Consider the following 25044-nt stretch of genomic DNA (forward strand, 5'->3'; position numbering starts at 1 on the left):
CCCCGAAGGAATTCACATGGCCAAGATCATCGGTGGACTGACCACCTCCCACGTGCCCGCCATCGGCGGCGCCATCGCCAAGGGCATCCAGCAGGAGCCTTACTGGAAGCCCTTCTTCGATGGCTTCCTGCCGGTCCACCGGTGGCTGGAGGACGTGAAGCCCGACGTGGCCGTCGTGTTCTACAACGACCACGGCCTCAACTTCTTCCTGGACAAGATGCCGACCTTCGCCGTCGGCGCGGCGCCGGAGTACCGCAATGCCGACGAGGGCTGGGGCATCCCCACGCTGCCGCCGTTCAAGGGCCAGCCGGACCTGTCCTGGCACATCATCAACCAGCTGGTGGAGAAGGAATTCGACATCACCACCTGCCAGGAGATGCTGGTCGACCACGCCTTCACGCTGCCCCTCAAGCTGTTCTGGCCGGAGGGCGTGCCGGTGACCACGGTGCCGGTGTGCATCAACACCGTGCAGTTCCCGCTGCCGTCGGCCAAGCGCTGCCTGGCGCTGGGCAAGGCGGTGGGCGAGGCGATCCAGTCCTGGGACAGCGACAAGAAGGTGGTGGTGATCGGCACCGGCGGCCTGTCGCACCAGCTCGATGGCGAGCGCGCCGGCTTCATCAACAAGCCCTTCGACCTGAAGTTCATGGACAGCCTGGTCAACGACCCGGCCTGGGCCACGCAGTTCTCCATCCACGAGCTGGTGGAGAAGACCGGCACGCAGGGCGTGGAGCTGCTGATGTGGCTGGCCACCCGCGCCGCGGTGCCGGGGCCCGTGCGCAAGGTGCACACCAACTACCACATCCCGATCTCCAATACGGCGGCGGGCATGATGGCGCTCGAGGCGGTGTAAGCCGTCCCTGTGCGGGCCGGCCGGGAGGCGGCCCGCGGGGGCTGAAGTCATGGGGCCGCTTCGAGCGGCCTCATGCATGTTCGGGGTGCGGATGCTCCAGCGGCGGGTTGCCGGCCTTGAACAGTTGCCGGAGCTGCTCGCGCAGCTCCGGCGTGTCCTGGTGGCCATGCACCGATACCGCGTGCTGCACGGCGGCCTCGAGCAACTCGGGGTCGGAGTCGGCGACGATGGACACGGTGCAGTGCATGTCGCTCGGGTACTCCCGGCAGTCGACGTACTTGCGGGTCATGGGACCTCCTGCCTGCGGCGATGGAAATTCGCCACGATCCACGATAGGCCGGCCGAGCCCCCGCTTCAAGCGCGGCGGCCATGAAAAAAGGGACCCGCAGGTCCCTTTGTCTCGCACCGTGCTGGCCGGTCAGAGCGAGTCGATGAAGCTGCGCAGCTTGTCCGAGCGGCTCGGGTGCTTGAGCTTGCGCAGGGCCTTGGCCTCGATCTGGCGGATGCGCTCGCGGGTGACGTCGAACTGCTTGCCGACTTCCTCCAGCGTGTGGTCCGTGCTCATCTCGATGCCGAAGCGCATGCGCAGCACCTTGGCCTCGCGCGGGGTGAGGCTGTCGAGGATGTCCTTGACCACGTCGCGCAGGCCGGCCTGCATGGCGGCCTCGATCGGCGCGGTGTTGGAGGTGTCCTCGATGAAGTCGCCCAGGTGGGAGTCGTCGTCGTCGCCGATGGGGGTTTCCATCGAGATCGGCTCCTTGGCGATCTTCATGATCTTGCGGATCTTGTCCTCGGGGATCTCCATCTTGGCCGCCAGGATGGACGCATCGGGCTCGAAGCCGAACTCCTGCAGGTGCTGGCGCGAGATGCGGTTCATCTTGTTGATGGTCTCGATCATGTGCACCGGGATGCGGATCGTGCGGGCCTGGTCCGCGATCGAGCGGGTGATGGCCTGGCGGATCCACCAGGTGGCATACGTGGAGAACTTGTAGCCGCGGCGGTATTCGAACTTGTCCACCGCCTTCATCAGGCCGATGTTGCCTTCCTGGATCAGGTCCAGGAACTGCAGGCCGCGGTTGGTGTACTTCTTGGCGATGGAGATCACCAGGCGCAGGTTGGCCTCGATCATCTCCTTCTTGGCGTCGCGCGAGGCGGCCTCGCCCTCGTTCATGCGGCGGTTGATTTCCTTCAGCTCGGCCAGCGGCACCACGACCTGGGCCTGGATGTCGGCCAGCTTGGTCTGCAGCTCCTGGATCGGGGGCACGTTGCGGGCGATCACGGCGCTCCAGGGCTTGCCGGCGGCGGCCTGCTTCTCGACCCACTTGAGGTTCAGGATGTTGGGCGGGAATTCCTTGATGAAGGTTTCCTGCGGCATGCCGCACTTGTCGACGATGATGCGGCGCAGCTCGCGCTCCTTCTTGCGCACGTCGTCGACCTGGCCGCGCACCATGTCGCACAGCTTCTCGATGGTCTTGGCCGTGAAGCGGATGGTCATCAGCTCGGCGGACAGCGCATGCTGGGCCTTGGCATAGGCGGGCGAGCCCCAGCCTTCCTTGTCGTAGATCTTGTGGATCTTCTCGAACAGGTCGGCGATGCGGTCGAAGCGCTCGAGCGCCTGGTTCTTCAGCTCCTCGAGCTTCTTGGTCAGGGCCTTGGAGCCGCCGTTGCCGTCGTCATCGTCGTCGGCGTCGAACTCGTCGAAGTCTTCCTCGGCCACGTAGTCGTCGGCCTCGTTGGGGTTGGAGAAGCCGTCGACGATGGTGGAGATGACCACCTTGCCCTCGCGGATCTCGGCGGCCATGCGCAGGATCTCGGCGATGGTGGCGGGCGAGGCGGAGATCGCCTCCATCATGGCCATCAGGCCGCCCTCGATGCGCTTGGCGATCTCGATCTCGCCCTCGCGCGTGAGCAGTTCCACCGTGCCCATCTCGCGCATGTACATGCGCACCGGGTCGGTGGTGCGGCCGAATTCGCTGTCCACGGTGGACAGGGCGGCTTCGGCCTCTTCCTCGGCTTCTTCAGCCGTGGCCGCCGTCGGGGTGGTGTTGTTCAACAACAGCATCTCGGCGTCGGGCGTCTGCTCGTACACCGCCACGCCGAGGTCGTTCAGCATGGTGACCACGACTTCCAGGGTCTCGGCCTCCACCAGCTTCTCGGGCAGGTGGTCGGTGATCTCGGAGTGCGTGAGGTAGCCGCGGGTCTTGCCCAGCGTGATCAGGGTCTTCAGGCGCTGGCGGCGCTTGAGCATTTCCTCTTCGGTGAGGACGGTCTCGTCCAGGCCGAATTCCTTCATCAAGGCGCGTTCCTTCGCCTTGCTGATCTTCATGCGCAGGGGCTTGACCTTCTCGGTCGTCTCGGCGACTTCGGTGCTTTCCTCGGCGAACTCGGCCTCGATGTCGGACATGTCCTCCTCGTCACCGCCCTCGGCCTTGGCGGCCGCCTTGGGCTTGCGGCCCCGCTTGGCGGGAGCCTTGGGAGGCGCGTCGGATTCGGCGGCGGCGGCCTTGGGCGGGCGGCCCGGCTTCTTCTTGGCGACCGGGGCGGCGGACGTATCGTCGGCCGGCGCGGCGGCCTTGGCGGTCTTCTTGACCTCTTCCTTGGCGACCGCCTCGTCGGTGGTCTTCTTGGCTTTGACGAGCTTGACGGTGGTCTTCGTAGCTGACACTGGCTTGGCTTTCGCTTTCGTTGCGGGCTCGGCAGCGGCCTTGGCCTTGCCCGTCTCGGCGACGGACTTCAGCGCGGTCTTGGCGGCTGGCGAGCCAGGTTTGATCACTTTCTTGGCAACGGGTTTCGCGGCAGTCTTGCTGGCTTGGGCTGACTTTTGAGCGGGCATCTACGAATACTCCGGGACATCAAAAACAACGGCAGGAACACAAGCGCGCCACGAACCCGGCGCGAGGAGACAGGGGGCACCACCCCTCAGCGGGCAGGCGCGACCCAGTGGCAAGATGGGAGGGCGAACATTTGGTGTGCAGTCCTTGCGGTAAGGGGGCGGGTCGTGCGCTGTTGGCACAGTTGGCCGGGCCCGGAGGTGCTGCTGTCGCTCTTGCCGAGTAGCAAACCTTACATTATATCGGAGCGGGGCGTTTTCAAGCGCCCGGGTTGCGGCTTCGCGCCACCAGCTCCTTCAATCTTTCGTAGGCGGCGGGGTCGGTGGCGGCCCGTTGGGCGAGGTCCTGCATCTCCTCGGCGCGTCGCTTGGCGTGCTCCAGCGAGAGGATGTTGCCCAGCTCGCCCGGGTCGGCCTGCACATCGGCCGGCAGTTTGCCCATCAGGCTGACCGCGAAGGCCTCGTGCTCATGCCCCTGCAGCTCGCCGCGCAGGTCTTCCCAGGGCTGCGGGCCGTGGTCCTGCATGCGCGCGTCCAGCCAAGCGAACAGCGGGCCGTAGGGCGCGGCCAGCTCGCACAGCAGGTGGTGGTCGTCATTGGACAGGCGGCCCCAGGCGGCGGCGTCGGCCAGCAGGATCTGCAGGGCCCGGTCGGCCCGGCCCGGCGGCAGGCTGCGCCCGCGCGTGCGGCGCGGCGCCGGCTCATCGCCGAAGCCGCCCCCGCCGCCGCGGCGGCCCTTGCGGCGCCAGGCGGAGCGTTCGCCGCCGGACGCGCTGCGCCCGCCGCGTTCACCGGACCCGTCTGCCGACGGCTCGCCGTGCCACCCGCCGGCGCCTTCACCCGGCCAGTCACCCGGGCCGTCGTACTCGGCGGGCTCGTGCCGCTCCCAGCCCCCGCGGCGTTCGCCGCGCCCGCCGCCCTCGCGGCGGCCGCCCGCGGGCTTGCCGCTCCACAGGGCGGCCAGCTCGCGGGCATCGAGTTCCGCGAGATCGGCGAACTCCCCGAGCAGCTGGCGCTTGAGCGCGCCGTCAGGCAGCAGCCCCCACAGGGGCTTGGCGTTGGCCGCCATGTGGGCGCGGCCTTCCGCGGTGGACAGGTCGCAGCCCTCGCGCGCGCTGTCCACCAGGAAGCGAGAGAGCGGCGTGGCCTCGCTGACGTAGCGGGAGAAGGCGTCGGCGCCGTGCGCGCGGATGTAGCTGTCCGGGTCGTGCTCGGGCGGCAGGAACAGGAACTTCACCGAGCGCACGTCGGTGGCATAGGGCAGGGCGCCCTCCAGTGCCTTGCGCGCGGCGCGGCGGCCGGCGGCGTCGCCGTCGAAGCTGAAGACCACGCTGTCGGTGAAGCGGAACAGCTTCTGCACGTGGTCGGTGGTGCAGGCCGTGCCCAGCGTCGCCACCGCGTTGGGAAAACCCAGCTGCGCCAGGGCCACCACGTCCATGTAGCCCTCGGTGACCAGCACGAAGCCCTTCTCGCGTAGCGCCTGCCGCGCCTCGAACAGGCCGTACAGCTCGCGGCCCTTGCTGAAGACGGGGGTCTCGGGCGAGTTCAGGTACTTGGGCTTCTCGTCACCCAGGACCCGGCCGCCGAAGCCGATGCACTCGCCCTTGACGTTGCGGATCGGGAACATGATCCGGTCGCGGAAGCGGTCGTAGCGCTTGTCGTCCTCCTCGTGGACGATCACCAGGCCGCTCTCGGCGAGCAGCGGGTCGTCGTAGTCGGGGAAGACGCTGGCCAGGCTGCGCCAGCCCTCGGGCGCATAGCCGAGGCCGAACTGCTTGGCGACCGCGCCCGAGAGGCCCCGGCCCTTGAGGTAGGCCACCGCCCGCGGCGAGGCCTTGAGGTGCTTGCGGTAGGACTCGCCGGCCTTCTCGAGCACCTCGGTCAGCGTGGCCTGCTTCTGGCGCTGCTGCGCGGCGCGCTCGCGGTCCTGCGGGGAGCGGTCGTCGTCGGGCACCTGCATGCCGTACTGGCCGGCGAGGTCCTTGACCGCCTCGACGAAGCCCATGCCGGCATGCTCCATCAGGAAGCCGATGGCGTTGCCGTGCTTGCCGCAGCCGAAGCAGTGGAAGAACTGCTTGGTGGGGCTGACGGTGAACGAAGGGGACTTTTCCGTGTGGAACGGGCACAGGCCGGAGAAATTGGCCCCGGCCTTCTTCAGCGGCACGTAGCGGCCGACGATCTCGACGACGTCGGCACGTGCCAGCAATTCCTGGATGAACGACTCGGGGATGGCCATGCGAAGGGGCGATTGTGCCCCGGCGCGGGGCCGGCGGTCCTCAGTCGCCGCGGACCACGCCCTCGCGGCGCGGGTCGGCCCCGCCGGACCAGCCGGCCGGCGTGCGGCTGAGGGCGTGCAGGCCGCTGGTCAGGGGCACCTCGCGGACCTCGGCGCCGCGCGCGCGCAGGGCCTGCACCGTGGCGGCGGGGAAGCGGCCGGCCTCGAGCAGGGTGGGGCCGCCGACCGAGCCGAAGTTGGGCAGGTCGATGGCCCGCTGCGGGTCCAGGCCCCAGTCCAGCGTGCCGACCAGGGCCTTGGCGGTGTAGTGGATGATCATCGCGCCGCCCGGGCTGCCCAGCGTGGCCGCCAGCTGGCCGCTCGCCTTGTCGAACACCAGGGTAGGAGACATCGACGAGCGCGGGCGCTTGCCCGGCTCCACCCGGTTGGCGACGGGGCGGCCCTGGGCGTCGGCGGGCAGGAAGCTGAAGTCGGTCAGCTCGTTGTTCAACAGGAAGCCGCGGACCATCTGGCGCGCGCCGAACTGGTCCTCGATGGTCGAAGTCAGGGCGACCGCGCGACCCTGCGCGTCGACCACGCTGAGGTGGGTGGTGCCGCGCTCGGGCTGGTCGTGCATGGGCGCGAAAGCGGTGGGAACGCCGCCGGGGCGGCCGGGCGGCGCCTCGCGCAGGCTGCGGGGACCGACCAGGCGGGCTCGGGCGTCGAGGTAGGCCGGTGCCAGCAGGCTGCGCCAGTCGCCGGCGGGCGGCGCGACGAAGTCCGGGTCCGCCACGTACTGCGCGCGGTCGGCGAAGGCCAGGCGCGCGGCCTCGGTGTACAGGTGCAGCCAGTCGGCCGAAGGCAGGCCGTCCTGCGGCGGCTGGGTGCCCGCGCCGGTGCGGGCCAGCAGGCCCAGCACCTGCCCGATCGCGATCGCGCCGGAGCCCGGGGGCGGGAAGCCGCAGATGCGCCACTCGCGTCCGCCCGCGGCATGGTCGTGGCACAGCGGCTCGCGCTGGCGGGGCGTGTAGCCGGCGAGGTCGGCCCGCGTGAGCCGGCCCGGGTTCGTGGGGTGGCCGCGCACCTTGTCGACGATGGCCTGCGCGATCTCGCCCTCGTGCAGGGCCTTCGAGCCCTCCGCGGCGAGGCGGCGGAACACGCCGGCCAGCGCCGGGTTGCGCAGGAGCGCGCCGGTGGCGAGGGGCGCGCCGCCGCCGTCATAGAAGTAGGCGGCGGCTGCCGGGTCCCGGCGCAGGTGGGGGTCGCCGCGCAGCAGCGTGTTCAGGCGCTCGCCGACCGGGAACCCGCCCTCGGCCAGTGCGATGGCCGGCTCGAACAGCCGGGCCCAGGGCAGCCGCCCGTGCGCGCGGTGGGCCATCTCCAGCATGCGGACCGCGCCCGGTACGCCGACCGCGCGGCCGCCGACCACGGCGTCGGGGAAGGCGAGGGGGCGGCCCTCGGGATCGAGGAAGAGGCGCTCGTCTGCTGCCGCGGGGGCGGTCTCGCGGCCGTCGTAGGCCTCGACTGTGCGGCCGTCCCAGTGCATCAGGAAGGCGCCGCCGCCGATGCCGCTGGACTGGGGCTCGACCAGGGCGAGCACCATCTGCGCCGCGATCGCGGCATCGAGCGCGGAGCCGCCGGCACGCAGGAGGCGGTCGCCGGCCTCGGCGGCCAGCGGGTGCGCCGCCGCGACCGCGTGGGTGCGCAGGGTCCAGCCGGCCTTGGCCACCAGGGCCGAAGGCGCCTCCGGCGCGCTCGCCTCGACGGGCGGGACGGGCGAGGGCAGGGTGCAGGCCGCGAGCAATGCCGCGGCCAGCAGGGCGCTCAGGCGGGCCTTCACGGTGCGATCACGGGCGGGCTCACGGGCGGGCTCACGGGCGGGCTCACGGGCGGGCTCACGGGCGGGCTCACGGGCGGGCTCACGGGCGGGCTCACGGGCGGGCGGCCGCGGCGGATGCCGCCGCTCGGGCCAGGGCAGCGCCTGCCCGGCCGAAGGGCGCTCCGGCCGCGGGACAGCCTGGGGGGCGCATCGCAGGGGCAGGCTCAGCGCGGCGCCAGGCGGATCGCGCCGTCGAGGCGGATCACCTCGCCGTTGAGCATGTCGTTCTCGAAGATGTGGCGGGCCAGCTTGGCGTAGTCCTGCGGGGTGCCCAGGCGCGAGGGGAAGGGCACGGCGGCAGCCAGCGAGTCCTGCACCTCCTTCGGCATGCCGAACATCATCGGCGTGCCGAAGATGCCGGGGGCGATGGTCATCACGCGGATGCCGTTGCGCGAGAGGTCGCGGGCGATGGGCAGGGTCATGCCGACGACGCCGCCCTTGGAGGCGCTGTAGGCGGCCTGGCCGATCTGGCCGTCGTAGGCGGCGACGGAGGCGGTGTTGATCACGCAGCCGCGCTCGCCGGTGGCCTCGGGCTCGTTCCGGCACATGGCCTCGGCGGCCAGGCGGATCATGTTGAAGGTGCCCACCAGGTTGACGTTGATCACCTTCTGGAAGACGGCCAGGCTGTGGGCGCCGTTCTTGCCCACCGTCTTCTCGGCGGGGGCGATGCCGGCGCAGTTCACCAGGCCCATCAGCTTGCCCAGGGACAGGGCCTGGGCCACCACGGCCTGGCCGTCGGCCTCGCTGCTCACGTCGCACTTGACGAAGGCGCCGCCGATCTCGCGGGCGATCTGCTCGCCCTTGTCCGCCTGCATGTCGGCGATGACGACCGTGCCGCCGGCGCCGGCGAGCATGCGCGCCGTGCCCTCGCCCAGCCCCGACGCGCCGCCGGTGACGATGAAGACCTTGCCCTTGATGTCCATGGAATGCCCCTTGTCTCGGTTTGATTTGACGTTTACGTAAACGTCAGATTATGCGGGTGGATCCGGAAATGAAAAAGGCCCGGCATGGCCGGGCCCCGTCAGGCAGGCGCGCGGGGCGCCTCGCGCGAACTCACTTGAAGCCGACGCGGTCCAGCATCTGCTGCACCTTGACCTGGTTGGCGCCCACCGCGGCCAGCGGGATGGTCTCGGCCTTGAAGTTGCCGCCGCCGCTCATGGCGGCCAGGGCGGGGTTGGCCACCTTCACGCCCTTGGCGGTGGGCCACTCGTTGTTGCCATTGGCGAAGTAGTTCTGCGCCTCGGCGCTGGCCAGGTACTCGAGGAATCGGACCGCGGCCGTGGGGTTCTTGCTGTGCTTCGCGACGGCGCCGCCGGCGATGTTCAGGTGCGTGCCCCAGGACGCCTGGTTCGGGAAGACGATGCCGACCTTCTCCATCAGCGCCTTGTCCTCGGGTGCGTTGGAACGCATCAGGCGGGCGATGTAGTAGGTGTTGGTCACGCCGACCTGGCACTCGCCGGCGCCCACGGCCTTGATCTGGTCGGTGTCGCCGCCCTTGGGGTCGCGCGCCAGGTTGGCCACCAGGCCCTTGAGCCACTGCTCGGTCTGGGCTTCGCCCAGGTGCACCATCACCGAGCCGAACAGCGAGAGGTTGTACGGGTGCGAGCCGGAGCGCAGGCAGACCTTGCCCTTGTTCTTCGCGTCGGCGAGTTCCTCGTAGGTGTCGACGTCCTCGCGCTTGACCTTGAGCTTGTCGTAGACCACCACGCGGGCGCGGGTGGAGAAGCCGTACCAGGCGGTGCCCTCGGCGGTGGCCTGGGCGTGGTACTGGGCCGGGATGGCGTCGTCCAGCAGCTTGGACTTGACCGGCTTGAACAGGCCGTCCACCTCGCCCTTGTGCAGGCGCGCGGCGTCCACCAGCAGGATCACGTCGGCCGGGGAGGCGGCGCCCTCGGCCTTGAGGCGGGCGAGGATGCCGGCGTCGTCGGCGTCGACCCGGTTGATGCGGATGCCGGTGGCCTTGGTGAAGTTGGCGTAGAGCGCTTCGTCGGTCGAGTAATGGCGGGCCGAGTACAGGTTCAGCACCTGGTCCTGGGCTTGGACGGGCAGGGCGGCGGCGAGCATCAGGCCGGCGACGGCAAGGGCATGGCGGGGCATCGGGTTCCTCGTGGATGGTTCAGGCTGGCCGGATCATAAGGCAAACGAGAATTATTCGCATTAATTCCCGGGCTGCACATAAAAAAACCCCGGCTGGAGGGCCGGGGTTGGAAGGATCCCTGAACCTTGGAGGTGTCGAAAGGACCCGAGGAGACAACCTGAAGGACTCCCGCGAAGGACAGGAGTCACGTGTTCTGTAACAGGCACCGCCGGGAAGTTCCTGGCGGGCCCGGTGCGATCGATCAGCGCTTGGCGCGGCTGGTGGTCTTGGCGGCGTTCACGGCCGTGTTGGCGACGGCGTTGAAGTTGGCTTCGGCCACGTCGGCGGCTTGCTTGACGGCCTTCTGCACCGACTCCAGGGCGTTGTTGCCGGCGGCAACGGCGCTCTTGAACATGGCGACGGCGGTCTCGCTGCCGGCCGGGGCGTTCTTGGCGGCGTTGTCCACGACGGACATGAACTTCTTCTGGGTGTCGGCGGCCTGGGCTTCGAAGGCCTTGCCGAACTCGACGCTGGTGCCGGAGGCGATCTCGTACAGGTGACGGCTGTAGGAGGCAGCCTTCTCGGCCAGGGGCTGGAACAGGGAGGCCTGCAGGGCCAGCAGCTCCTGGGCGTCCTTGACGGACAGGGCGGCGGCGGTGGTGCCGGCGGCTTCGACCAGGGCGGCCTTGGAGGCGGTCAGGTTCAGTTCGACCAGCTTCTCGACGCCTTCGAAGGCCTTGGAGGTCAGGCCGAAGAGGGTCTCGATGTTGGCCTTGTGGGAAGCGATCAGTTGTTCGGCGGTCAGCATTTCAATTAACTCCTGGTGGATGGGTTGCTTGGTCGCTGCTCGCTGGCTTCACCTTTGTTGCGCTGCAGCATGGCTCGAAGTATGCGGACGGCCGAAGCGCTTTGCAAGCATTTTTTGTTGCGGCGCACAAAATTAGGAGTGCCTGCCTAGAAGCCTCGGATTTCGCCCAGCCGACACAATCACGCGCCATGCAGGTGTTCTACGCCACCCAGTTCGTCTTGCACCTGCCGCCGGGGCACCGCTTCCCGATGGCGAAGTACCAGTTGCTGCGCGACCGCCTGGCCGTCGAGGCCGGGGACGTGCGGCTGATGCAGGCCCAGCCGGCGAGCGACGGCGAGCTGGCCCTGGCCCATGCCCCCGCTTACATCCGCGCGATCTCGGACGGTACGGTCGATCCGCAGGTCCTGCGGGAGATCGGCTTTCCCTGGAGCGAGGCCATGGCCGAACGCGCCCGCCGCTCGGTGGGCGCCACCATCAGCGCCTGCCGCGCCGCCTTCCGCGAGGGCGTGGCCGCCAACATCGCCGGCGGCACCCACCATGCCCTGGCCGACCGGGGCGGCGGCTTCTGCGTGTTCAACGACGCCGCGGTCGCGGCCCGCCTGATGCAGGCGGAGGCGGCGCGGGCCGGCCGGCGGCCGCTGCGGGTGGCGGTGATCGACCTCGACGTGCACCAGGGCAACGGCACCGCGGCCATCTTCCGGCGCGACCCCACCGTCTTCACCCTGTCGATGCACGGGCAGAAGAACTTCCCGTTCCGCAAGGAGCCGGGCGACCTGGACATCGACCTGCCCGACGGCTGCGCCGACGATGCCTACCTCGAGGCCCTGGAGGGCGCGCTGGGTGAGCTGGAGCGGCGCTTCGAGCCGGGCCTGGTGATCTACCTGGCCGGCGCCGATCCGCATGAGGGTGACCGCCTCGGTCGCCTGAAGCTCACCTGGGACGGCCTGGAGGCGCGCGACCGGCGCGTCTTCGACTGGGCCTTCCAGCGCCGCGTGCCCCTGGCCTTCGCCATGGCGGGCGGCTACGGCCACCGCATCGAGGACACGGTGCAGTGCCAGGTCAACACCTTCCGCGTCGCGACCCAGTACTGGCGCCGCTGGCAGAATCGGCTGACATGACCGAGCCTGTCGCCCCGCGTCCCCAGCCTGAACCCCGCAGCGCCTACCGCGCCTTCCGGCCCATCGCCACCCGCTGGGCCGACAACGACATCTACGGCCACGTCAACAACGTCGTCTACTACGGCTGGTTCGACACCGCGGTGAACGGCCACCTGATCGAGCAGGGCGCGCTGGACATCCACCACGGCCAGACCATCGGCCTGGTGGTCGAGACCCAGTGCAACTACTTCGCGCCGCTGGCCTTCCCGCAACGGGTGGAGGCCGGCCTGCGGGTCGCCCGCCTGGGCGGCAGCAGCGTACGCTACGAGATCGGGCTGTTCGCCGAGGGCGCGGCGCTCACCGCCGCCCGCGGGCACTTCGTCCATGTCTACGTGGACAAGGCCACGCGCCGGCCGGTTCCCCTTCCCGAAAAACTCAGAGAGACCCTGGAGACACTCCGATGACCCCTCCCCAAGTCAGCACCCGCGTCGAGGACCCGGGCAGCGTCGACACCGCGATCACCAGCCGCTTCTCGGCGCGCGCCTTCCTGTCCCGGGCCGTGCCGCGCGAGATGCTCGAGTCGATCCTGGAGGTGGCCAGCCGTGCGCCCTCGGGCTCCAACACCCAGCGCTGGAACGTGTACGTGCTCCAGGGTGCCAGCCGCGACGCCCTGGTGGCCAAGGTCTGCGCCGCCCACGACGCGCTGGCCGCCGACCCGTCGCTGGCCGCGCAGTACCGCGACGCCTACGACTACTACCCGCCCAGGTGGGAGTCGCCCTTCATCGAGCGCCGCCGCGAGAACGGCTGGGGCCTGTATGGCCTGCTGGGGATCGGCAAGGGCGACAAGGACAAGATGCACGCGCAGCACCAGCGCAACTTCCGATTCTTCGACGCGCCGGTGGGCCTGATCTTCACCGTCGACGCGGGCACGGGCCAGGGCGCGCTGCTCGATTTCGGCATGTTCCTGCAGAACGTGATGGTGGCCGCCCGCGCGCGCGGCCTGCACACCTGCCCGCAGGCCGCCTGGAACACCTTCGCCTCGATCATCTTGCCGCATGTCGGCGCGAAGGAGGGTGAGATGGTGGTGTGCGGCATGTCCCTGGGCTGGGCCGACGAGGCCGCCCCGGTGAACGCCTTCCACACGCCGCGCGAGCCGGTGTCGGCCTTCACCCGTTGGCTGGACTGACCGGGGCGCCCGCCGGATGACGCCGACGCGCGCCGCCCTCGCGGCTTCCCTTGCCCTTCCCCAGCTCGCGCTGGCGGCCGACCTCGACGGTCGCGCGCTGTCCCCGCTGTGGGGCCTGCCGTTCGCTGGCATCCTGCTGTCCATCGCGCTGGTGCCGCTGCTGGCGCCGCGCTTCTGGCACCACCACTTCGGCAAGGTCTCCGCCGCCTGGGCGCTGGCCTTCCTGCTGCCCTTCGCCGCGGTGTTCGGACCGGCCGCCGCCGGCGCCGGCCTGGTGCACGCGCTGGTGGCGGAGTACATCCCCTTCGTGATCCTGCTGACGGCGCTCTTCACCGTGGCCGGCGGCATCCACATCCGCGGAAACCTGCATGGCAGCCCGGGCCTGAACACCGCGATCCTGGCGATCGGCGCGGTGCTGGCGAGTTTCATGGGCACCACCGGCGCCTCGATGCTGCTGGTGCGCCCCCTGATCCGCGCCAACGACAACCGCCGCCACAAGGCGCACGTGTTCGTCTTCTTCATCTTCATCGTGGCCAACGCCGGCGGCTCGCTGACCCCGCTGGGAGACCCGCCGCTGTTCCTGGGGTTCCTCCAGGGGGTGGACTTCTTCTGGACGGTGCGCCACATCTTTCCGGAAACGCTGTTCCTGGTCTGCACGCTGCTGGCGCTGTTCTTCGCGTTGGACGCGTGGTACTACCACCGGCGCGAGGAACTGCTTCCGGTCGATCCCACGCCCGACACGCGCGCGATCGGCATCGACGGCGGCCGCAACCTCCTCCTGCTGGGCGCGGTCGTGGCCCTGGTGCTCCTGAGCGGGTTCTGGAAGTCGCCGGTGTCGTTCGACATCGCTGGCACGCCGGTGGGCCTGCCCGGCCTGGTGCGCGACATCGGCCTGATCGCGGTGACGCTGGCCTCGCTGAGGATCACCCCGCCCTCGGTGCACGAGGACAACCAGTTCTCCTGGGCGCCGATGCAGGAGGTGGCCAAGCTGTTCGCCGGCATCTTCCTGACCATCATCCCGGTGATCGCGATGCTGCGCGCCGGCACCGAGGGACCCTTCGGCGCCGTCGTGTCCGCGGTCACCCGGCCCGACGGCACGCCCGACCCGGCCGCCTACTTCTGGGCCACCGGCGCCCTGAGCTCCTTCCTGGACAACGCCCCGACCTACCTCGTCTTCTTCAACACCGCCGGCGGCGACGCCCAGGTGCTGATGAACGCGCTCGCGCCCACCCTGGCCGCGATCTCGGCGGGCGCCGTGTTCATGGGCGCCAACACCTACATCGGCAACGCGCCGAACCTGATGGTCAAGGCCATCGCCGAGGACCGGGGCGTGCGCATGCCCGGCTTCTTCGGCTACATGCTCTGGTCCGGCGGCGTGCTGGTGCCGCTGTTCATCGTCATGACCTTCGTGTGGTTCCGGTGAACGCGCCCCTCCCATTTCCCTTGAATCCCGACTTCCTGGAGCGACGTTGAGTCCCGAAACCTGGATCCTGGCCGCCCTCGGGCTGGCCAACCTCGGCCTGCTGGCGGCGCTGCTGCTGCGCAAGCCGCCCTCGCAGGACGCCCTGCGCACCGAACTGCTGTCCGCCAGCGAGCGGCTCGAGCGCGAGCTGCGCCGCGAGGTCAGCGAGTCCTCGCGCGGCGCGCGCCAGGAACTGACGCACACGCTCACCGCCTTCCAGGAGACGCTCACCCGCCAGTCCGCCGAGGCCACCCGCACGCAGAACGCCCAGATCGACGCCTTCGGCCAGCAGCTGGCCCTCCTGCAGAAGGGCCTGGGCGACACCCTGGCCTCGCAGCTGCAGGCCCTGAGCGAGTCCAACGCCCGGCGCATCGCCGAGGTGCGCGGCACGCTGGAGGCGCAGCTGGCGATGCTGCAGCAGACCAACGCCGCCAAGCTCGACGAGATGCGCCAGACCGTCGACGAGAAGCTGCAGTCCACCCTGGAGACCCGCCTGGGCGAGAGCTTCAAGCAGGTGGCCGAGCGGCTGGAGCAGGTGCACCAGGGCCTGGGGCAGATGCAGTCGCTGGCCCAGGGCGTGGGCGACCTGCAGCGGGTGCTGACCAACGTGAAGACGCGTGGCATGTTCGGCGAGGTGCAGCTCGAGGCCCTGCTGGAGCAGGTGCTGACGCCGGAGCAGTTCGGCAAGCAGGTCGAGACCAAGCCGGGCAGCCGCCAGCGGGTCGACTTCGCGGTGCGCTTTCCGGGCCGCAGCGCCGACGGCGAGCCGGTCTGGCTGCCGCTGGATGCCAAGTTCCCGCGCGAGGACTACGAGCGCCTGCTCGAGGCCCACGACCGCGCCGATGCCGCCGGCGTCGAGTCCGCCTCGCGCGCGCTGGAGACCCGCATCCGCACCGAGGCCAAGTCGATCTGCGAGTCCTACCTGTGCCCGCCGCACACCACCGACTTCGCCATCCTGTTCCTGCCGGTGGAGAGCCTGTATGCCGAGGTGCTGCGCCGCCCCGGCCTGATGGACTCGCTGCAGCGCGATTACCGCGTGACCCTCGCCGGCCCGACCACCCTGCTGGCGATGCTGAACAGCCTGCACATGGGCTTTCGCACCCTGGCTCTGGAGCAGCAGGCCTCCGAGGTCTGGAAGGTGCTCGGGGCGGTCAAGACCGAGTTCGAGCGCTATGGCGACTGGGTCGCCCGCATCAAGGACCAGATGCAGAAGGCCGCCGACACCCTGGACAAGGCCGACACCCGCACCCGCCAGATGCGCCGGGCGCTGAAGGTGGTCGAGGCCCTGCCCGAGGGCGAGGCGCAGGCGGTGCTGCCGAGGATCGAGGACGCCGTTGACGACGCCGACGCCTGAGGACGACGGCGGCGGCCTGGGCCTGGCCCGCCTGGTGCTCGGGCAGACCTTCCTGCATGCCTCCATGGCGGGCATGCGCCTGGCCATGCCGCTGCTGGCACTGCGCGAGGGCCACAGCGCCGCGGCGGTGGGCGTGCTGCTGGCGATGTTCGCGATCACCCAGGTGTTCCTGGCGCTGCCCGCCGGCCGCTACGCCGACCGCCACGGCCTGAAGCGGCCGATGGCGCTGAGCGTGGCCGCGGCCGTCCTGGGCGCGGGCCTGGCGGCCGCCTGGCCGGTGTTCCCGGTGCTGTGCCTCGGCGCGCTGCTCACGGGCGGCGCCACCGGCGCGGCGGTCATCGCCCTGCAGCGCCACGTGGGGCGTGCCGCCAGCGGCGCCCTGCAGCTGCGGCAGGCCTTCTCGTGGCTGTCGATCGGCCCGGCGGTCTCCAACTTCGTCGGCCCCTTCCTGGCGGGGCTGCTGATCGACCATGCCGGCTTCCGCACCGCCTTCGTGGTGATGGCCCTGTTCCCGCTGGGCTGCTGGTTCTGGGTCCGCCGCGCCCGCGAGGCGCCGCGCGCCGAGGCGCAGGCCGCCGCCCGGGGCGGGCGGGCCTGGGACCTGCTGCGCGAGCCGGGCTTCCGGCGCCTGATGGTGGTGAACTGGGTGCTGTCGTCGGCGTGGGACGTGCACACCTTCATCGTCCCGGTGCTCGGGCATGAGCGGGATCTCTCCGCCTCGGTGATCGGCGCCATCCTCGGTGCGTTCGCGGTGGCTGCGGCGCTGGTGCGCACCAGCCTGCCCCTGATTCCCTCGACGGTGCGCGAGTGGCAGGTGATCCTGGCGGCGATGTGGGGCGCGGCGGTGGCCTTCGCCCTCTACCCGCTGATGCCCTCCGCCCTGGCCATGGGTGCCTGTTCGGTGCTGCTGGGGCTGGCGCTGGGCGCGGTGCAGCCGATGATCATGAGCACCCTGCACCAGATCACGCCGGAGCATCGGCAAGGCGAGGCCCTGGGCCTGCGGCTGATGGCGATCAATGCCTCGAGCGTGCTGATGCCGATGCTGTTCGGCGCCGCCGGCACGCTGATCGGGGCCTCAGGGCTGTTCTGGACGGTGGGGGCGGTCCTGGCGGGCGGCACCCGCCTGGCGTCGGGCCTGCGCCACCACGACGCCGGCGATCACAGGCCGTAGAAATCGCTGATCGCCCGCCAGGCCTGGTCGGGCTCGTCGGCGAAGGTGAACAGGGACAGGTCGGCGGGCGAGATCATGCCTTCCTCGACCAGCACCTCGAAGTTGACCAGCCGCTTCCAGAAGGCCGACCCGTACAGGACGATGGGCACCTGCCGCGCCTTGCGCGTCTGCACCAGGGTCAGCACCTCGAACAGCTCGTCCAGCGTGCCGAAGCCGCCGGGGAAGGCGACCAGCGCCTTCGCGCGCATCATGAAGTGCATCTTGCGCAGCGCGAAGTAGTGGAACTTGAACGACAGCTGCGGCGGCACGTAGGGGTTGGGCGTCTCCTCCATCGGCAGGGCGATGGACAGGCCCACGCTCACGCCGTCGGCCTCGAAGGCGCCGCGGTTGGCGGCCTGCATGATGCCGGGGCCGCCGCCGGTGCAGACGAACAGCTTGTCGGCGTCGGGTTTGCCCTCGCTGTAGCGGGCAACGTGCTGGCCGAAGGCGCGCGCATGCTCGTAGTAGTGCGCGTTGCGCGCGGCGGTGCGGGCCCGGGCGATGGTGACGGGATCGCCGCCCGCCTCGGCGGCGGTGAGCAGGGCGTCGGCCTCTTCCTGGCTGCGGATGCGGGCGCTGCCGAAGACGACGATGGTGTTCTCGATGCCGCGCTCGGCCTGCTCCAGGTCCGGCTTGAGCAGCTCGAGCTGGAAGCGGATGCCGCGGGTCTCGCGGCGCAGGAGGAATTCAGGGTCGGCGAAGGCCAGGCGGCTGGCATCGGCCTGCAGGGGCAGGCCGGCATCGGAGTGGGCCTTCAGCGTGGCCCAGGCATCGGCCAGGCGGCTGTCATGGATGTTGCGGGGAGAGGGCATGGGCGGATTGTGGACCGAACCGGTGCGCCAACCACGCGAGCAACCTTGGCCGCGCCACGGTCAGGCCCTTGTACGCGAGCACGGCCTCGCTCATGGAGGCCAGGCTGTCATGCAGCCGCCGGGCCTTGTCCGGCGTGTCCACCGCCTCGGCCAGCGGCTGCAGCTGCACGCGGATGGTGAAGACGGCCTGGCGCGTGCCGCCGCCCACCGGGAAGAAGGTCTGGCGCTCCACCCGCAGCCAGCAGCCGGCGGCGAAGGCCTGCGGGTCGCCGTCCGCGGGCCAGGCCGGCGGGGCGTGGCGGCGCGGGTGCTGGTCATGCCGGCCCGAGGGGCTGACGGTCCAGACATGCCGCTCCCAGCGCTCGCCGCCGGTGGCCAGGGCCACCAGGCTGGCGGCCGCGGCGCGCAGGCGATCGCCATCGCCCACCGGCGCATGGGCCGCGGCGAAGTCCATGCCGAGCTTGTCCTCCGGCGCCCAGTGCGAGGGCGCGCACACGCACAGCCAGGGCAGGGTGCCGGTGGCGCCATCGAGCACCGCGAAGTCCTCCTCGAAGGCCAGCTCCAGCGGGCCCTCGAACGGCAGGCCCTCGGCCGCGGCCTGGCGGGCGATCGCCGCGAGCGCGGGCCGCGGGTCGAAGCCCGGCACGCAGGCGCGCGAGGCGCCGGCCGCGAGCACCGCGCGCTTGCCGGCGGCCAGGGCGCTGGCCGGGTCCAGGGCGGTGAGGTGGCGGGCGCCCGCAGGCAGCCGCTGCAGCCCGGGCTGCATGCGGAAGGGGACGGCGATGCGGGCGAAGTCGAAGTCCATGCCGGGCGGGCGCAGGGCGCCGAAAAGACAAAAGGCTCTCGAAGGAGCCTTGTTGTAAAAGATAAAAGGCTCTCGAAGGAGCCCTGTCGTAAAAGACAAAAGGCTCCCGAAGGAGCCTTGTTGTAGCAGAGGCGCCCGAGGGCGGGGCCTCAGACGCGGCGGCGGTACTCGCCGGTGCGGGTGTCGATTTCGACCTTGTCGCCCTGGGCCACGAAGATCGGCACGCCGATCTCGAAGCCGGTGGCGATCTTGGCGGGCTTGAGGACCTTGCCGGAGGTGTCGCCCTTGACGGCGGGCTCGGTCCAGGTGATCTCGCGCTCGACGCTGGTGGGCAGTTCGACGGAGATGGCCTTGCCCTCGTAGAACACCACCTCGGCGGCCATGCCGTCTTCCAGGTAGTTCAGGGCGTCGCCCATGTTCTCGGCTTCGACTTCGTACTGGTTGTACTCGGTGTCCATCCAGACGTACATCGGGTCGGCGAAGTAGGAGTAGGTGCACTCCTTCTTGTCCAGGACGATCTGGTCCATCTTGTCGTCGGCCTTGAACACGATTTCCGTGCCCTGGTTGGCCAGCAGGCTCTTGAGCTTCATGCGCACGGTGGCGGCGTTGCGGCCGCCGCGGGCGTATTCGGTCTTCAGGACGACCCAGGGGGCGCCGTTTTGCATGATCACGTTGCCGGCGCGGATTTCTTGAGCGATTTTCATGGCGAGTAGTTCGTCAGGGTAGGCCGCATGGTCCGCATGGAGAAGGCCGGGCGCAGCGGTCGCATCGACCGGCTCCGGTCCCCTCCGGGCGCGGCGGGGGCGGCGGGGCGCGAAGCCCACCCGAAATATCCGGCGTGCCGCGCAAAGCCCGCTATTTTAGCCTCTTTCGGTGACGGTGCCGCGGGTGGCCGGGGCTTAAGTCGGGCTTAAGGGTGGCCGGCCGATCCTCGCCGCATGACCCTTTCCCCGCGCCGTCCCCTCCTGTCCGTGGAGACCCTGATCCTGCTGTCCGTGGCCTGGCTGCTGGCCACCGCCAACGGCCCGTTCTGGCGCGCCGCCCTGGCCGGGCGCGACCTGGCCGCCCCCGCCACCTGGGGCTTCGCCGCGGCCCTGGCCGGCCTCCTGGGCGGCCTGTCCTTCGCGGCCCTGGCCCTGGTCTCCGCGCGCTGGTCGGTGCGGCCGCTGCTGGCGGCGTTGCTGGTGGCCTCGGCCGGCGCCGCCTGGTACATGGACCGCTACGCCATCTACGTGGACCGCGCCATGGTGCGCAACGTCCTGGCCACCCATGTCGGCGAGGCGCGCGAGCTGCTGTCCTGGCGCATGGCGGCCCATGTGGCGGTGTTCGGCCTGCTGCCGGCCGCTGCCCTGTGGTGGCCGCGCCTGGCGCCGCGCACCTGGCGCCAGGCGGCGGCCTGGCGGGGCGCCAGCGTGGCGCTGGCCCTGCTGCTCGCGGTCGCCGCGATCCTGCCGGTCTTCGCCGACTTCGCCTCCCTGATGCGCAATCGCAAGGAGGTGCGACACCTGGCCACCCCGGGCAACCTGGTGGCGGCCCTGGCCGGCAACGCCTGGGGCCGCACGCCGCGCACCGCCGCCGCGCGCATCCCCGTGGGAGCCGACGCGCAGCTCGCCGAATCCTGGGGGCAGCGCCGCCGGCCCCTGCTGTTCGTGCTGGTGGTGGGCGAGACCGCGCGGGCGCAGAACTTCGGCCTCAACGGCTACGCCCGCGACACCACCCCGGAGCTGGCCGCGCGCGGCGTGGTCAATTTCCCCGACGCCTGGGCCTGCGGCACCTCCACCGAGGTCTCGCTGCCCTGCATGTTCTCGCCCTTCGGCCGCCGCCGCTACGACGAGGACCGCATCCTCTCCCACGAGTCCCTGCTGCACGTGCTGGCCCGCGCCGGCCTGCAGGTGCAGTGGCGCGACAACCAGTCCGGCTGCAAGGGCGTCTGCCAGGGCCTGCCCGAGGCCCGCCTGGACCATGCCGGCGTGGAGGGCCTGTGCCCCGAGGGCCAGTGCCTGGACGAGATCCTCGTGCATGGCATGGACCGGGTCCTGGCCGACGCGAAGGGCAACCTGTTCGTGGTGCTGCACCAGCTCGGCAACCACGGGCCGGCCTACTACCGCCGCTACCCGGCCGCCTTCCGCCGCTTCACGCCGGCCTGCGAGTCCGACGACCTGCGCCTGTGCTCGCCCGCCGAGATCCGCAATGCGTATGACAACGCGCTGCTCTATACCGACCATGTCCTGGGCCGGGTGATCGACTTCCTGCGCGCGCGCCAGGACCGCTGGGACACCGCCATGCTGTACCTGTCCGACCACGGCGAGTCGCTCGGCGAGTCCGGCCTGTACCTGCACGGCGTGCCGCACCGCGTGGCCCCCGAGGTGCAGCTGCGCGTGCCGATGGTGGCCTGGATGTCGCCAGGCTTTCGCGCGTCCTTCGGCGTGGACGAGGGCTGCCTGCGCCGCGTGGCCGCGACGCGGCGCACCGGCCATGACGACCTGTTCCACTCGGTGCTGGGCCTGCTGGACGTGCGCACCGCGGCCTACGAGCGCGAGCAGGACCTGTTCGCGCCCTGCCGCCCGGTGCCGGGCGGGGCGGGGGCGCCCCCGGTCAGCCGGCCGGAAAGAGCACTCTGACCTGCAGCCCGCCGCCGGGCGCATCGCCCAGTTCGACCCGGGCGCCGTGGCGCACCGCCACCGCCCGCACGATGGACAGGCCCAGGCCGCTGCCGTAGCCCGAGGCCTGCGGACCGCGGTAGAAGCGGTCGAAGACGCGCCCGCGCTCCTCGGCCGCGATGCCGGGGCCGGTGTCGTTCACCAGCAGGCAGGGCGCCGCGCCCTCGCGCGCCGCCGCCACGTCGATGCGGCCGCCGCGGGGCACGTGGCGCAGGGCGTTCTCCACCAGGTTGTCCAGCAGCATCGCCAGCTGCTGCGGGTCGCCCGCCACCACCGGCGCGGCCTGGTTGGTCGCGCCCAGGTCGATACCGGCGTGCTCGGCCCGCGCGGCGAAGCGCGAGACGCAGTCGCGCACCAGGGCCGAGAGGTCGACCGCCTCCTCGGGCGTGGGCGGCGCGTCCGGCGAGACGCGGGCCAGCTGCAGCAGGCGCTCCACCAGCCGCTGCGTGCGCTCGATGCCTTCGCGCAGTTCGTCCAGGGCCATGGCGCGCTGCGCCGGCTCCTGGGCGCGTTCGAGCAGCTGCGCCTGCAGGCGCAGGGCGGTCATGGGTGTGCGCAGCTCGTGCGCCGCGTCGGCCATGAAATGCCGCTGCTGCGCCAGCGCGTGGCCGAGGCGGGCCATCAGGTCGTTGACTGCGCCCACCAGGTGGTGCAGCTCCGGCGGCTGGCTGGACAGCGCGATCGGGTGCAGCGACTCGGCGCTGCGCGCGGCGACTTCGTCGGCGGCGCGCGCCAGCGGCTCCAGGCCGCGGCGCAGTGCCAGGGTCACCAGGCCCGCGATCAGCGCCAGCACCCCCGCGGCCGGCAGCACCAGCGCGCCCGCGGTCTCGCGGGCCAGGATCTCGCGCTCGCTGGCGCGCTGGGCTGCCTGGACGATGCCGTCCTCGAGCACGATCGTGTAGAGGTGCCAGCTTTCGCCGCTGGCGCGGACCTGGGTCAGGCCGCTGCGGGAGTGGAACGGCAGGCGCACGTCGCGGTGGGAGCTTGCCAGCAGCGCCCCCTCGCGCGACCAGACCGCGGTGACGAACTCGAAGCTGCCGAATTCCTCGTAGACCCGGGGCAGCTCCTGGGCCAGCCGGGGCGCCGCGCCGGGCGCGGCCCCGTGGTGGTGGACCACGGCCAGGGCCACCTGCTTGAGGTTGTCCTCGAAGACCTCCTCCATCTCCTCGGCCAGCACCCACCAGGTGGCGGCGATCAGGATGCCCGCGCCCAGGCCGAGGGCGCCCAGCACCCACCACAGCACCTCGCGGTGGATCGATCGTCCCGGACTCATGCGGCTCCCCTCTCCAGTTCTCCGTTCCAGGCGGCGTTCATGGCGCCGGCTCCGGCCCATCCACCGGCGGCACCAGCCGGTAACCCACCCCGCGCACGTTGCGGATGGTCTCGGCGCCGAGCTTGCGGCGCAGGTTGTGCAGGTGGACCTCGACCGCGTTGCTGCCCACCTCCTGCTGCCAGCCCCAGACCGCGTCCTCCAGCTGCTCGCGCGAGAGCACGGCGCCGGGGCGCTGCATCAGCGCCTCGAGCAGGGAGAACTCGCGCGCCGACAGGGCCACCGGCTCGCCGCGCAGGTGCACCTCGCGCCGCGCCGGGTCGAGCGCCAGCGAGCCGCAGGCCAGCACCGGGCTGGCATGGCCGGCGCGCCGCCGCAGCAGGGCGCGGATGCGGGCGACCAGTTCGTCCAGGTCGAAGGGCTTGAGCACGTAGTCGTCGGCGCCGGCATTGAGGCCGGCGATGCGGTCGCTCACCGCGTCGCGCGCAGTGGCCACGATGACGGGCAGCGTGTCACGGCGCGCGCGCAGCTCGCGCAGCAGCACCATGCCGTCCTTGCGGGGCAGGCCCAGGTCCAGCACCGCGAGGTCGTAGACGTCGTGGGCCAGGGCCAGTTCCGCCTCGCGGCCGTCGAGGGCCCAGTCGACGGCGAAGCCGGCGTCCTGCAGGCCCAGGCGCACCGCGCGGCCGATCATCGGGTCGTCTTCAACGAGCAGCAGGCGCATGGCCATCCGCCGGCAGGAAGGCGCCGAGGAGCCAGGCCCAGGTCCAGCAGGTCCAGGCGGTCCACAGCGTGTGGCTCATGAAATGCGCGCCGCGCAGCTGCTGCGCCACGCCCAGCGCCAGGCCCGCGGCCAGCGAGGCGGCCAGCCAGGCGCGCGCGGCCGCCGAGCCGCGCGGCCAGGCGAACCAGCCCGCCACCCAGGCGAAGCCCGCCGAGGCGTGGCCGGCCGGGAAGCAGTGGCCGGCGCCGCCATCGCGCAGCCCCAGCCGCCAGTGCGGCACGTAGGGCAGGCTGCCGCCGAAGGCCTGCAGGTCCCAGGGGCAGGAGGTGGCGGAGACGCGCTTGATCGCGCTGACCGCGAGCATGGCGCCCACCGCCACGGCCAGCAGCCAGGCGCGGCGCGCGCGCGGCAGGCGGCGCAGCGGGCCGAAGGGACGCACCAGGGACAGGGCCAGCAGCGCCGCGACCGTGGCGGAGAGCAGGCGCGCGCCGTCATGCAGCACGCGGGTCAGGAGCCAGTGGTCGCGGGCGGGAAAGCCGCCGGCGTCGCCGGCGAGGCGGGCCAGGGGCAGGTCCAGGCCCGCGGCTTCCCAGGTGGCGAGGGCGGCGAGGCCGGCCAGTACCGCCCAGGCCGCGGCGCGGTCGCGGGCGAGGCGCTGGAGGGGGGCGGGAAGCGTCATCGGCACGGGAAGGGACAGTACCACGCCAGGCTCAGGCGGGCGCCCAGGCGGAAGGCGCAGCGGCGCGCAGCAGCTGCGTGAGCAGGTCGTCCTGCGCCAGCAGGCGCTCGCGGGCGGCGACGGCGGCGGCCGTCCACCCGGGCAGGTCGATCGGGGGCAGGGTCGCGGCGGCGGTGCCGTTCCACGCCTGGTGGAAGGCGCGCAGCGAGGGCGGCGCCTGCAGCCAGCCGAGGAAGGCCTCGAGCTTGGCGTGGTGCGCATCGTCGTCCTGCGGGTAGATGTGCCAGGCGAAGGCGCGGCCGGCCCACAGCGCGCGCACCAGCGAGTCCTCGCCGCGCACCAGGTTCAGGTCGCAGGACCACAGCAGCTCGTCGAACGCGGGCTGGGGCAGGGCGGGCAGGTGGGAGATGGCGGGGCGCGGCGCATCGCCCAGGGCGGCGAGCGCGGCATCGACCGCGGCGCGCGCGCGGCCGGGGGTGACCAGCAGGCGCACCGGCCCGCCCGCCAGGCCGGCCTCGCCGAGCTGCCGCAGCAGCGCGGGCAGGGCCGGCGGCTCGTAGCAGAACAGGCTGACCCGGCGCTCGGCGCCGGCGGGCAGGCCCAGCGCGCCGAGGAAGGCCGCCGGGTCGAAGGCGCGCTGGCGCGCCGGCAGGCCGGGCTCGCGCAGCAGGCCGCCGGTGCGCGGCGTGAAGCCGGGATAGAAGAAGCGCTTGGTCAGGCCCTTCGCCGGGCCGCTCATGACGGGCGAGGCCAGGCCGTGGCAGCGTTCCACCCAGGGCTCGGCGCTGAGGTACTCGAGGTTGATCCAGGCGGGCTGGCGGCCCTCGCGCCGGGCCTTGGCGGCGACGGCCGCGACGAAGGCCTCGTGCGGGTCGCAGCCGAACGCCTCGACCACCACCTCGCCGGGTTCGGCGGCGGGGGAGCCGGCCGTCCAGTGCACCACCTCCACGCCGGCGAGGCCCTGCGGCGCCATCCAGGCCAGGGCCGCGGGCTCGTCGACCCACAGGCGGGCGCGCTCGCCGCGCGCGGCGAGGTCGGCGCACAGGCGCCAGCACACGCCCAGGTCGCCATGGTTGTCGATCACGCGGCAGAAGATGTCCCAGAGCATGGGCCCGGATAATAGGCC

Annotated in this window: 22 protein-coding genes; 8 read left to right on the top strand and 14 right to left on the bottom strand. The window is 71.5% G+C overall.

Going from position 1 to position 25044, the window contains the following annotated elements:
* The first annotated feature begins 16 nt into the window (after nucleotides 1-16).
* Complete coding sequence (locus ACT80S_RS11935; protein ID WP_377415985.1) at nucleotides 17-850, top strand: class III extradiol dioxygenase family protein; 834 nt, start codon at nucleotides 17-19, stop codon at nucleotides 848-850.
* Nucleotides 851-920: 70 nt separating this feature from the next.
* On the opposite strand, the gene ACT80S_RS11940 is transcribed toward ACT80S_RS11935, so the two are convergent.
* The 7 genes from ACT80S_RS11940 to ACT80S_RS11970 all read right to left on the bottom strand — a co-directional run bounded on the left by ACT80S_RS11940 (nucleotide 921) and on the right by ACT80S_RS11970 (nucleotide 10659).
* A complete protein-coding gene (locus tag ACT80S_RS11940) occupies nucleotides 921-1139 on the bottom strand; it encodes a DUF1059 domain-containing protein (RefSeq protein WP_377415987.1) in 219 nt (72 codons plus the stop codon).
* A gap of 129 nt (nucleotides 1140-1268) precedes the next feature.
* Nucleotides 1269-3683, bottom strand: a complete 2415-nt coding sequence (rpoD, locus tag ACT80S_RS11945) for an RNA polymerase sigma factor RpoD (protein ID WP_377415989.1) — start codon at nucleotides 3681-3683, stop codon at nucleotides 1269-1271.
* A 256-nt stretch (nucleotides 3684-3939) separates the two neighbouring features.
* A complete protein-coding gene (dnaG, locus tag ACT80S_RS11950; RefSeq protein ID WP_377415991.1) occupies nucleotides 3940-5916 on the bottom strand; it encodes a DNA primase in 1977 nt (658 codons plus the stop codon).
* 40 nt (nucleotides 5917-5956) lie between these two features.
* Complete coding sequence (locus ACT80S_RS11955) at nucleotides 5957-7735, bottom strand: gamma-glutamyltransferase family protein (RefSeq protein ID WP_377415993.1); 1779 nt, start codon at nucleotides 7733-7735, stop codon at nucleotides 5957-5959.
* A gap of 203 nt (nucleotides 7736-7938) precedes the next feature.
* Nucleotides 7939-8697, bottom strand: coding sequence for a 3-hydroxyacyl-CoA dehydrogenase (locus ACT80S_RS11960; RefSeq protein ID WP_377415995.1), 759 nt, complete (start codon nucleotides 8695-8697; stop codon nucleotides 7939-7941).
* 130 nt (nucleotides 8698-8827) lie between these two features.
* Nucleotides 8828-9871 (bottom strand): extracellular solute-binding protein, encoded by a 1044-nt coding sequence (locus ACT80S_RS11965; RefSeq protein WP_377415997.1) that lies wholly within the window; start codon nucleotides 9869-9871, stop codon nucleotides 8828-8830.
* Between the two features lie 242 nt (nucleotides 9872-10113).
* Entirely contained in the window at nucleotides 10114-10659 is a 546-nt protein-coding gene (locus ACT80S_RS11970) for a phasin family protein (protein WP_377415999.1), read from the bottom strand.
* Nucleotides 10660-10847: 188 nt separating this feature from the next.
* Between ACT80S_RS11970 and ACT80S_RS11975 the strand changes: the two genes are divergently transcribed.
* The 6 genes from ACT80S_RS11975 to ACT80S_RS12000 are packed head-to-tail and all read left to right on the top strand — an operon-like array spanning nucleotide 10848 to nucleotide 16929.
* A complete protein-coding gene (locus tag ACT80S_RS11975; protein WP_377416001.1) occupies nucleotides 10848-11777 on the top strand; it encodes a histone deacetylase family protein in 930 nt (309 codons plus the stop codon).
* Nucleotides 11774-12220 carry an acyl-CoA thioesterase gene (locus ACT80S_RS11980; protein ID WP_377416003.1) on the top strand — a complete coding sequence of 149 codons (447 nt, stop codon included), beginning with the start codon at nucleotides 11774-11776 and terminating at the stop codon, nucleotides 12218-12220. Before ACT80S_RS11975 ends, ACT80S_RS11980 begins: the two co-directional genes overlap by 4 nt.
* Nucleotides 12217-12942 (top strand): nitroreductase, encoded by a 726-nt coding sequence (locus ACT80S_RS11985; protein ID WP_377416005.1) that lies wholly within the window; start codon nucleotides 12217-12219, stop codon nucleotides 12940-12942. Before ACT80S_RS11980 ends, ACT80S_RS11985 begins: the two co-directional genes overlap by 4 nt.
* A gap of 16 nt (nucleotides 12943-12958) precedes the next feature.
* Entirely contained in the window at nucleotides 12959-14365 is a 1407-nt protein-coding gene (locus ACT80S_RS11990) for a sodium:proton antiporter (RefSeq protein ID WP_377416007.1), read from the top strand.
* A 46-nt stretch (nucleotides 14366-14411) separates the two neighbouring features.
* Nucleotides 14412-15758, top strand: coding sequence for a DNA recombination protein RmuC (locus tag ACT80S_RS11995; RefSeq protein WP_377416009.1), 1347 nt, complete (start codon nucleotides 14412-14414; stop codon nucleotides 15756-15758).
* Complete coding sequence (locus ACT80S_RS12000; protein WP_377416011.1) at nucleotides 15739-16929, top strand: MFS transporter; 1191 nt, start codon at nucleotides 15739-15741, stop codon at nucleotides 16927-16929. Before ACT80S_RS11995 ends, ACT80S_RS12000 begins: the two co-directional genes overlap by 20 nt.
* Here the strand turns inward: ACT80S_RS12000 and ACT80S_RS12005 are convergent.
* The 3 genes from ACT80S_RS12005 to efp all read right to left on the bottom strand — a co-directional run bounded on the left by ACT80S_RS12005 (nucleotide 16917) and on the right by efp (nucleotide 19289).
* Entirely contained in the window at nucleotides 16917-17780 is an 864-nt protein-coding gene (locus ACT80S_RS12005; RefSeq protein ID WP_377416013.1) for an LOG family protein, read from the bottom strand. The two genes, ACT80S_RS12000 and ACT80S_RS12005, sit on opposite strands and share 13 nt — an antisense overlap.
* A complete protein-coding gene (locus ACT80S_RS12010) occupies nucleotides 17755-18585 on the bottom strand; it encodes a heme-dependent oxidative N-demethylase subunit alpha family protein (protein ID WP_377416015.1) in 831 nt (276 codons plus the stop codon). Before ACT80S_RS12010 ends, ACT80S_RS12005 begins: the two co-directional genes overlap by 26 nt.
* A 149-nt stretch (nucleotides 18586-18734) precedes the next feature.
* A complete protein-coding gene (gene efp / locus ACT80S_RS12015; protein ID WP_377416017.1) occupies nucleotides 18735-19289 on the bottom strand; it encodes an elongation factor P in 555 nt (184 codons plus the stop codon).
* 234 nt (nucleotides 19290-19523) lie between these two features.
* Here efp and ACT80S_RS12020 point away from each other — a divergent pair, with 234 nt between their 5' ends.
* Complete coding sequence (locus ACT80S_RS12020; protein ID WP_377416018.1) at nucleotides 19524-21206, top strand: phosphoethanolamine transferase; 1683 nt, start codon at nucleotides 19524-19526, stop codon at nucleotides 21204-21206.
* Here the strand turns inward: ACT80S_RS12020 and ACT80S_RS12025 are convergent.
* The 4 genes from ACT80S_RS12025 to earP are packed head-to-tail and all read right to left on the bottom strand — an operon-like array spanning nucleotide 21181 to nucleotide 25026.
* Nucleotides 21181-22518: an ATP-binding protein gene (locus tag ACT80S_RS12025; protein ID WP_377416020.1), complete on the bottom strand. Its 1338-nt coding sequence runs from the start codon at nucleotides 22516-22518 to the stop codon at nucleotides 21181-21183. The genes ACT80S_RS12020 and ACT80S_RS12025 overlap by 26 nt on opposite strands.
* 37 nt (nucleotides 22519-22555) lie before the next feature.
* Entirely contained in the window at nucleotides 22556-23239 is a 684-nt protein-coding gene (locus ACT80S_RS12030) for a response regulator (RefSeq protein ID WP_377416022.1), read from the bottom strand.
* Nucleotides 23220-23918 carry a phosphatase PAP2 family protein gene (locus ACT80S_RS12035; protein ID WP_377416024.1) on the bottom strand — a complete coding sequence of 233 codons (699 nt, stop codon included), beginning with the start codon at nucleotides 23916-23918 and terminating at the stop codon, nucleotides 23220-23222. The genes ACT80S_RS12030 and ACT80S_RS12035 overlap by 20 nt, the downstream gene beginning before the upstream one ends.
* 31 nt (nucleotides 23919-23949) lie before the next feature.
* Nucleotides 23950-25026, bottom strand: a complete 1077-nt coding sequence (earP, locus tag ACT80S_RS12040; protein WP_377416026.1) for an elongation factor P maturation arginine rhamnosyltransferase EarP — start codon at nucleotides 25024-25026, stop codon at nucleotides 23950-23952.
* Nucleotides 25027-25044 lie beyond the last annotated feature (18 nt).

Source organism: Ramlibacter sp. MAHUQ-53, assembly GCF_052600055.1.

Excerpts from the sequence above, each read along its gene's own strand:
- ACT80S_RS11935 (WP_377415985.1), top strand. The coding sequence starts at position 17 with ATGGCCAAGATCATCGGTGGACTGACCACCTCCCACGTGCCCGCCATC.
- ACT80S_RS11940 (WP_377415987.1), bottom strand. The coding sequence starts at position 1,139 with ATGACCCGCAAGTACGTCGACTGCCGGGAGTACCCGAGCGACATGCAC.
- rpoD (WP_377415989.1), bottom strand. The coding sequence starts at position 3,683 with ATGCCCGCTCAAAAGTCAGCCCAAGCCAGCAAGACTGCCGCGAAACCC.
- dnaG (WP_377415991.1), bottom strand. The coding sequence starts at position 5,916 with ATGGCCATCCCCGAGTCGTTCATCCAGGAATTGCTGGCACGTGCCGAC.
- ACT80S_RS11960 (WP_377415995.1), bottom strand. The coding sequence starts at position 8,697 with ATGGACATCAAGGGCAAGGTCTTCATCGTCACCGGCGGCGCGTCGGGG.
- ACT80S_RS11965 (WP_377415997.1), bottom strand. The coding sequence starts at position 9,871 with ATGCCCCGCCATGCCCTTGCCGTCGCCGGCCTGATGCTCGCCGCCGCC.
- ACT80S_RS11970 (WP_377415999.1), bottom strand. The coding sequence starts at position 10,659 with ATGCTGACCGCCGAACAACTGATCGCTTCCCACAAGGCCAACATCGAG.
- ACT80S_RS11975 (WP_377416001.1), top strand. The coding sequence starts at position 10,848 with ATGCAGGTGTTCTACGCCACCCAGTTCGTCTTGCACCTGCCGCCGGGG.
- ACT80S_RS11980 (WP_377416003.1), top strand. The coding sequence starts at position 11,774 with ATGACCGAGCCTGTCGCCCCGCGTCCCCAGCCTGAACCCCGCAGCGCC.
- ACT80S_RS11985 (WP_377416005.1), top strand. The coding sequence starts at position 12,217 with ATGACCCCTCCCCAAGTCAGCACCCGCGTCGAGGACCCGGGCAGCGTC.
- ACT80S_RS11990 (WP_377416007.1), top strand. The coding sequence starts at position 12,959 with ATGACGCCGACGCGCGCCGCCCTCGCGGCTTCCCTTGCCCTTCCCCAG.
- ACT80S_RS12005 (WP_377416013.1), bottom strand. The coding sequence starts at position 17,780 with ATGCCCTCTCCCCGCAACATCCATGACAGCCGCCTGGCCGATGCCTGG.
- ACT80S_RS12010 (WP_377416015.1), bottom strand. The coding sequence starts at position 18,585 with ATGGACTTCGACTTCGCCCGCATCGCCGTCCCCTTCCGCATGCAGCCC.
- efp (WP_377416017.1), bottom strand. The coding sequence starts at position 19,289 with ATGAAAATCGCTCAAGAAATCCGCGCCGGCAACGTGATCATGCAAAAC.
- ACT80S_RS12020 (WP_377416018.1), top strand. The coding sequence starts at position 19,524 with ATGACCCTTTCCCCGCGCCGTCCCCTCCTGTCCGTGGAGACCCTGATC.
- ACT80S_RS12025 (WP_377416020.1), bottom strand. The coding sequence starts at position 22,518 with ATGAGTCCGGGACGATCGATCCACCGCGAGGTGCTGTGGTGGGTGCTG.
- ACT80S_RS12030 (WP_377416022.1), bottom strand. The coding sequence starts at position 23,239 with ATGCGCCTGCTGCTCGTTGAAGACGACCCGATGATCGGCCGCGCGGTG.
- ACT80S_RS12035 (WP_377416024.1), bottom strand. The coding sequence starts at position 23,918 with ATGACGCTTCCCGCCCCCCTCCAGCGCCTCGCCCGCGACCGCGCCGCG.
- earP (WP_377416026.1), bottom strand. The coding sequence starts at position 25,026 with ATGCTCTGGGACATCTTCTGCCGCGTGATCGACAACCATGGCGACCTG.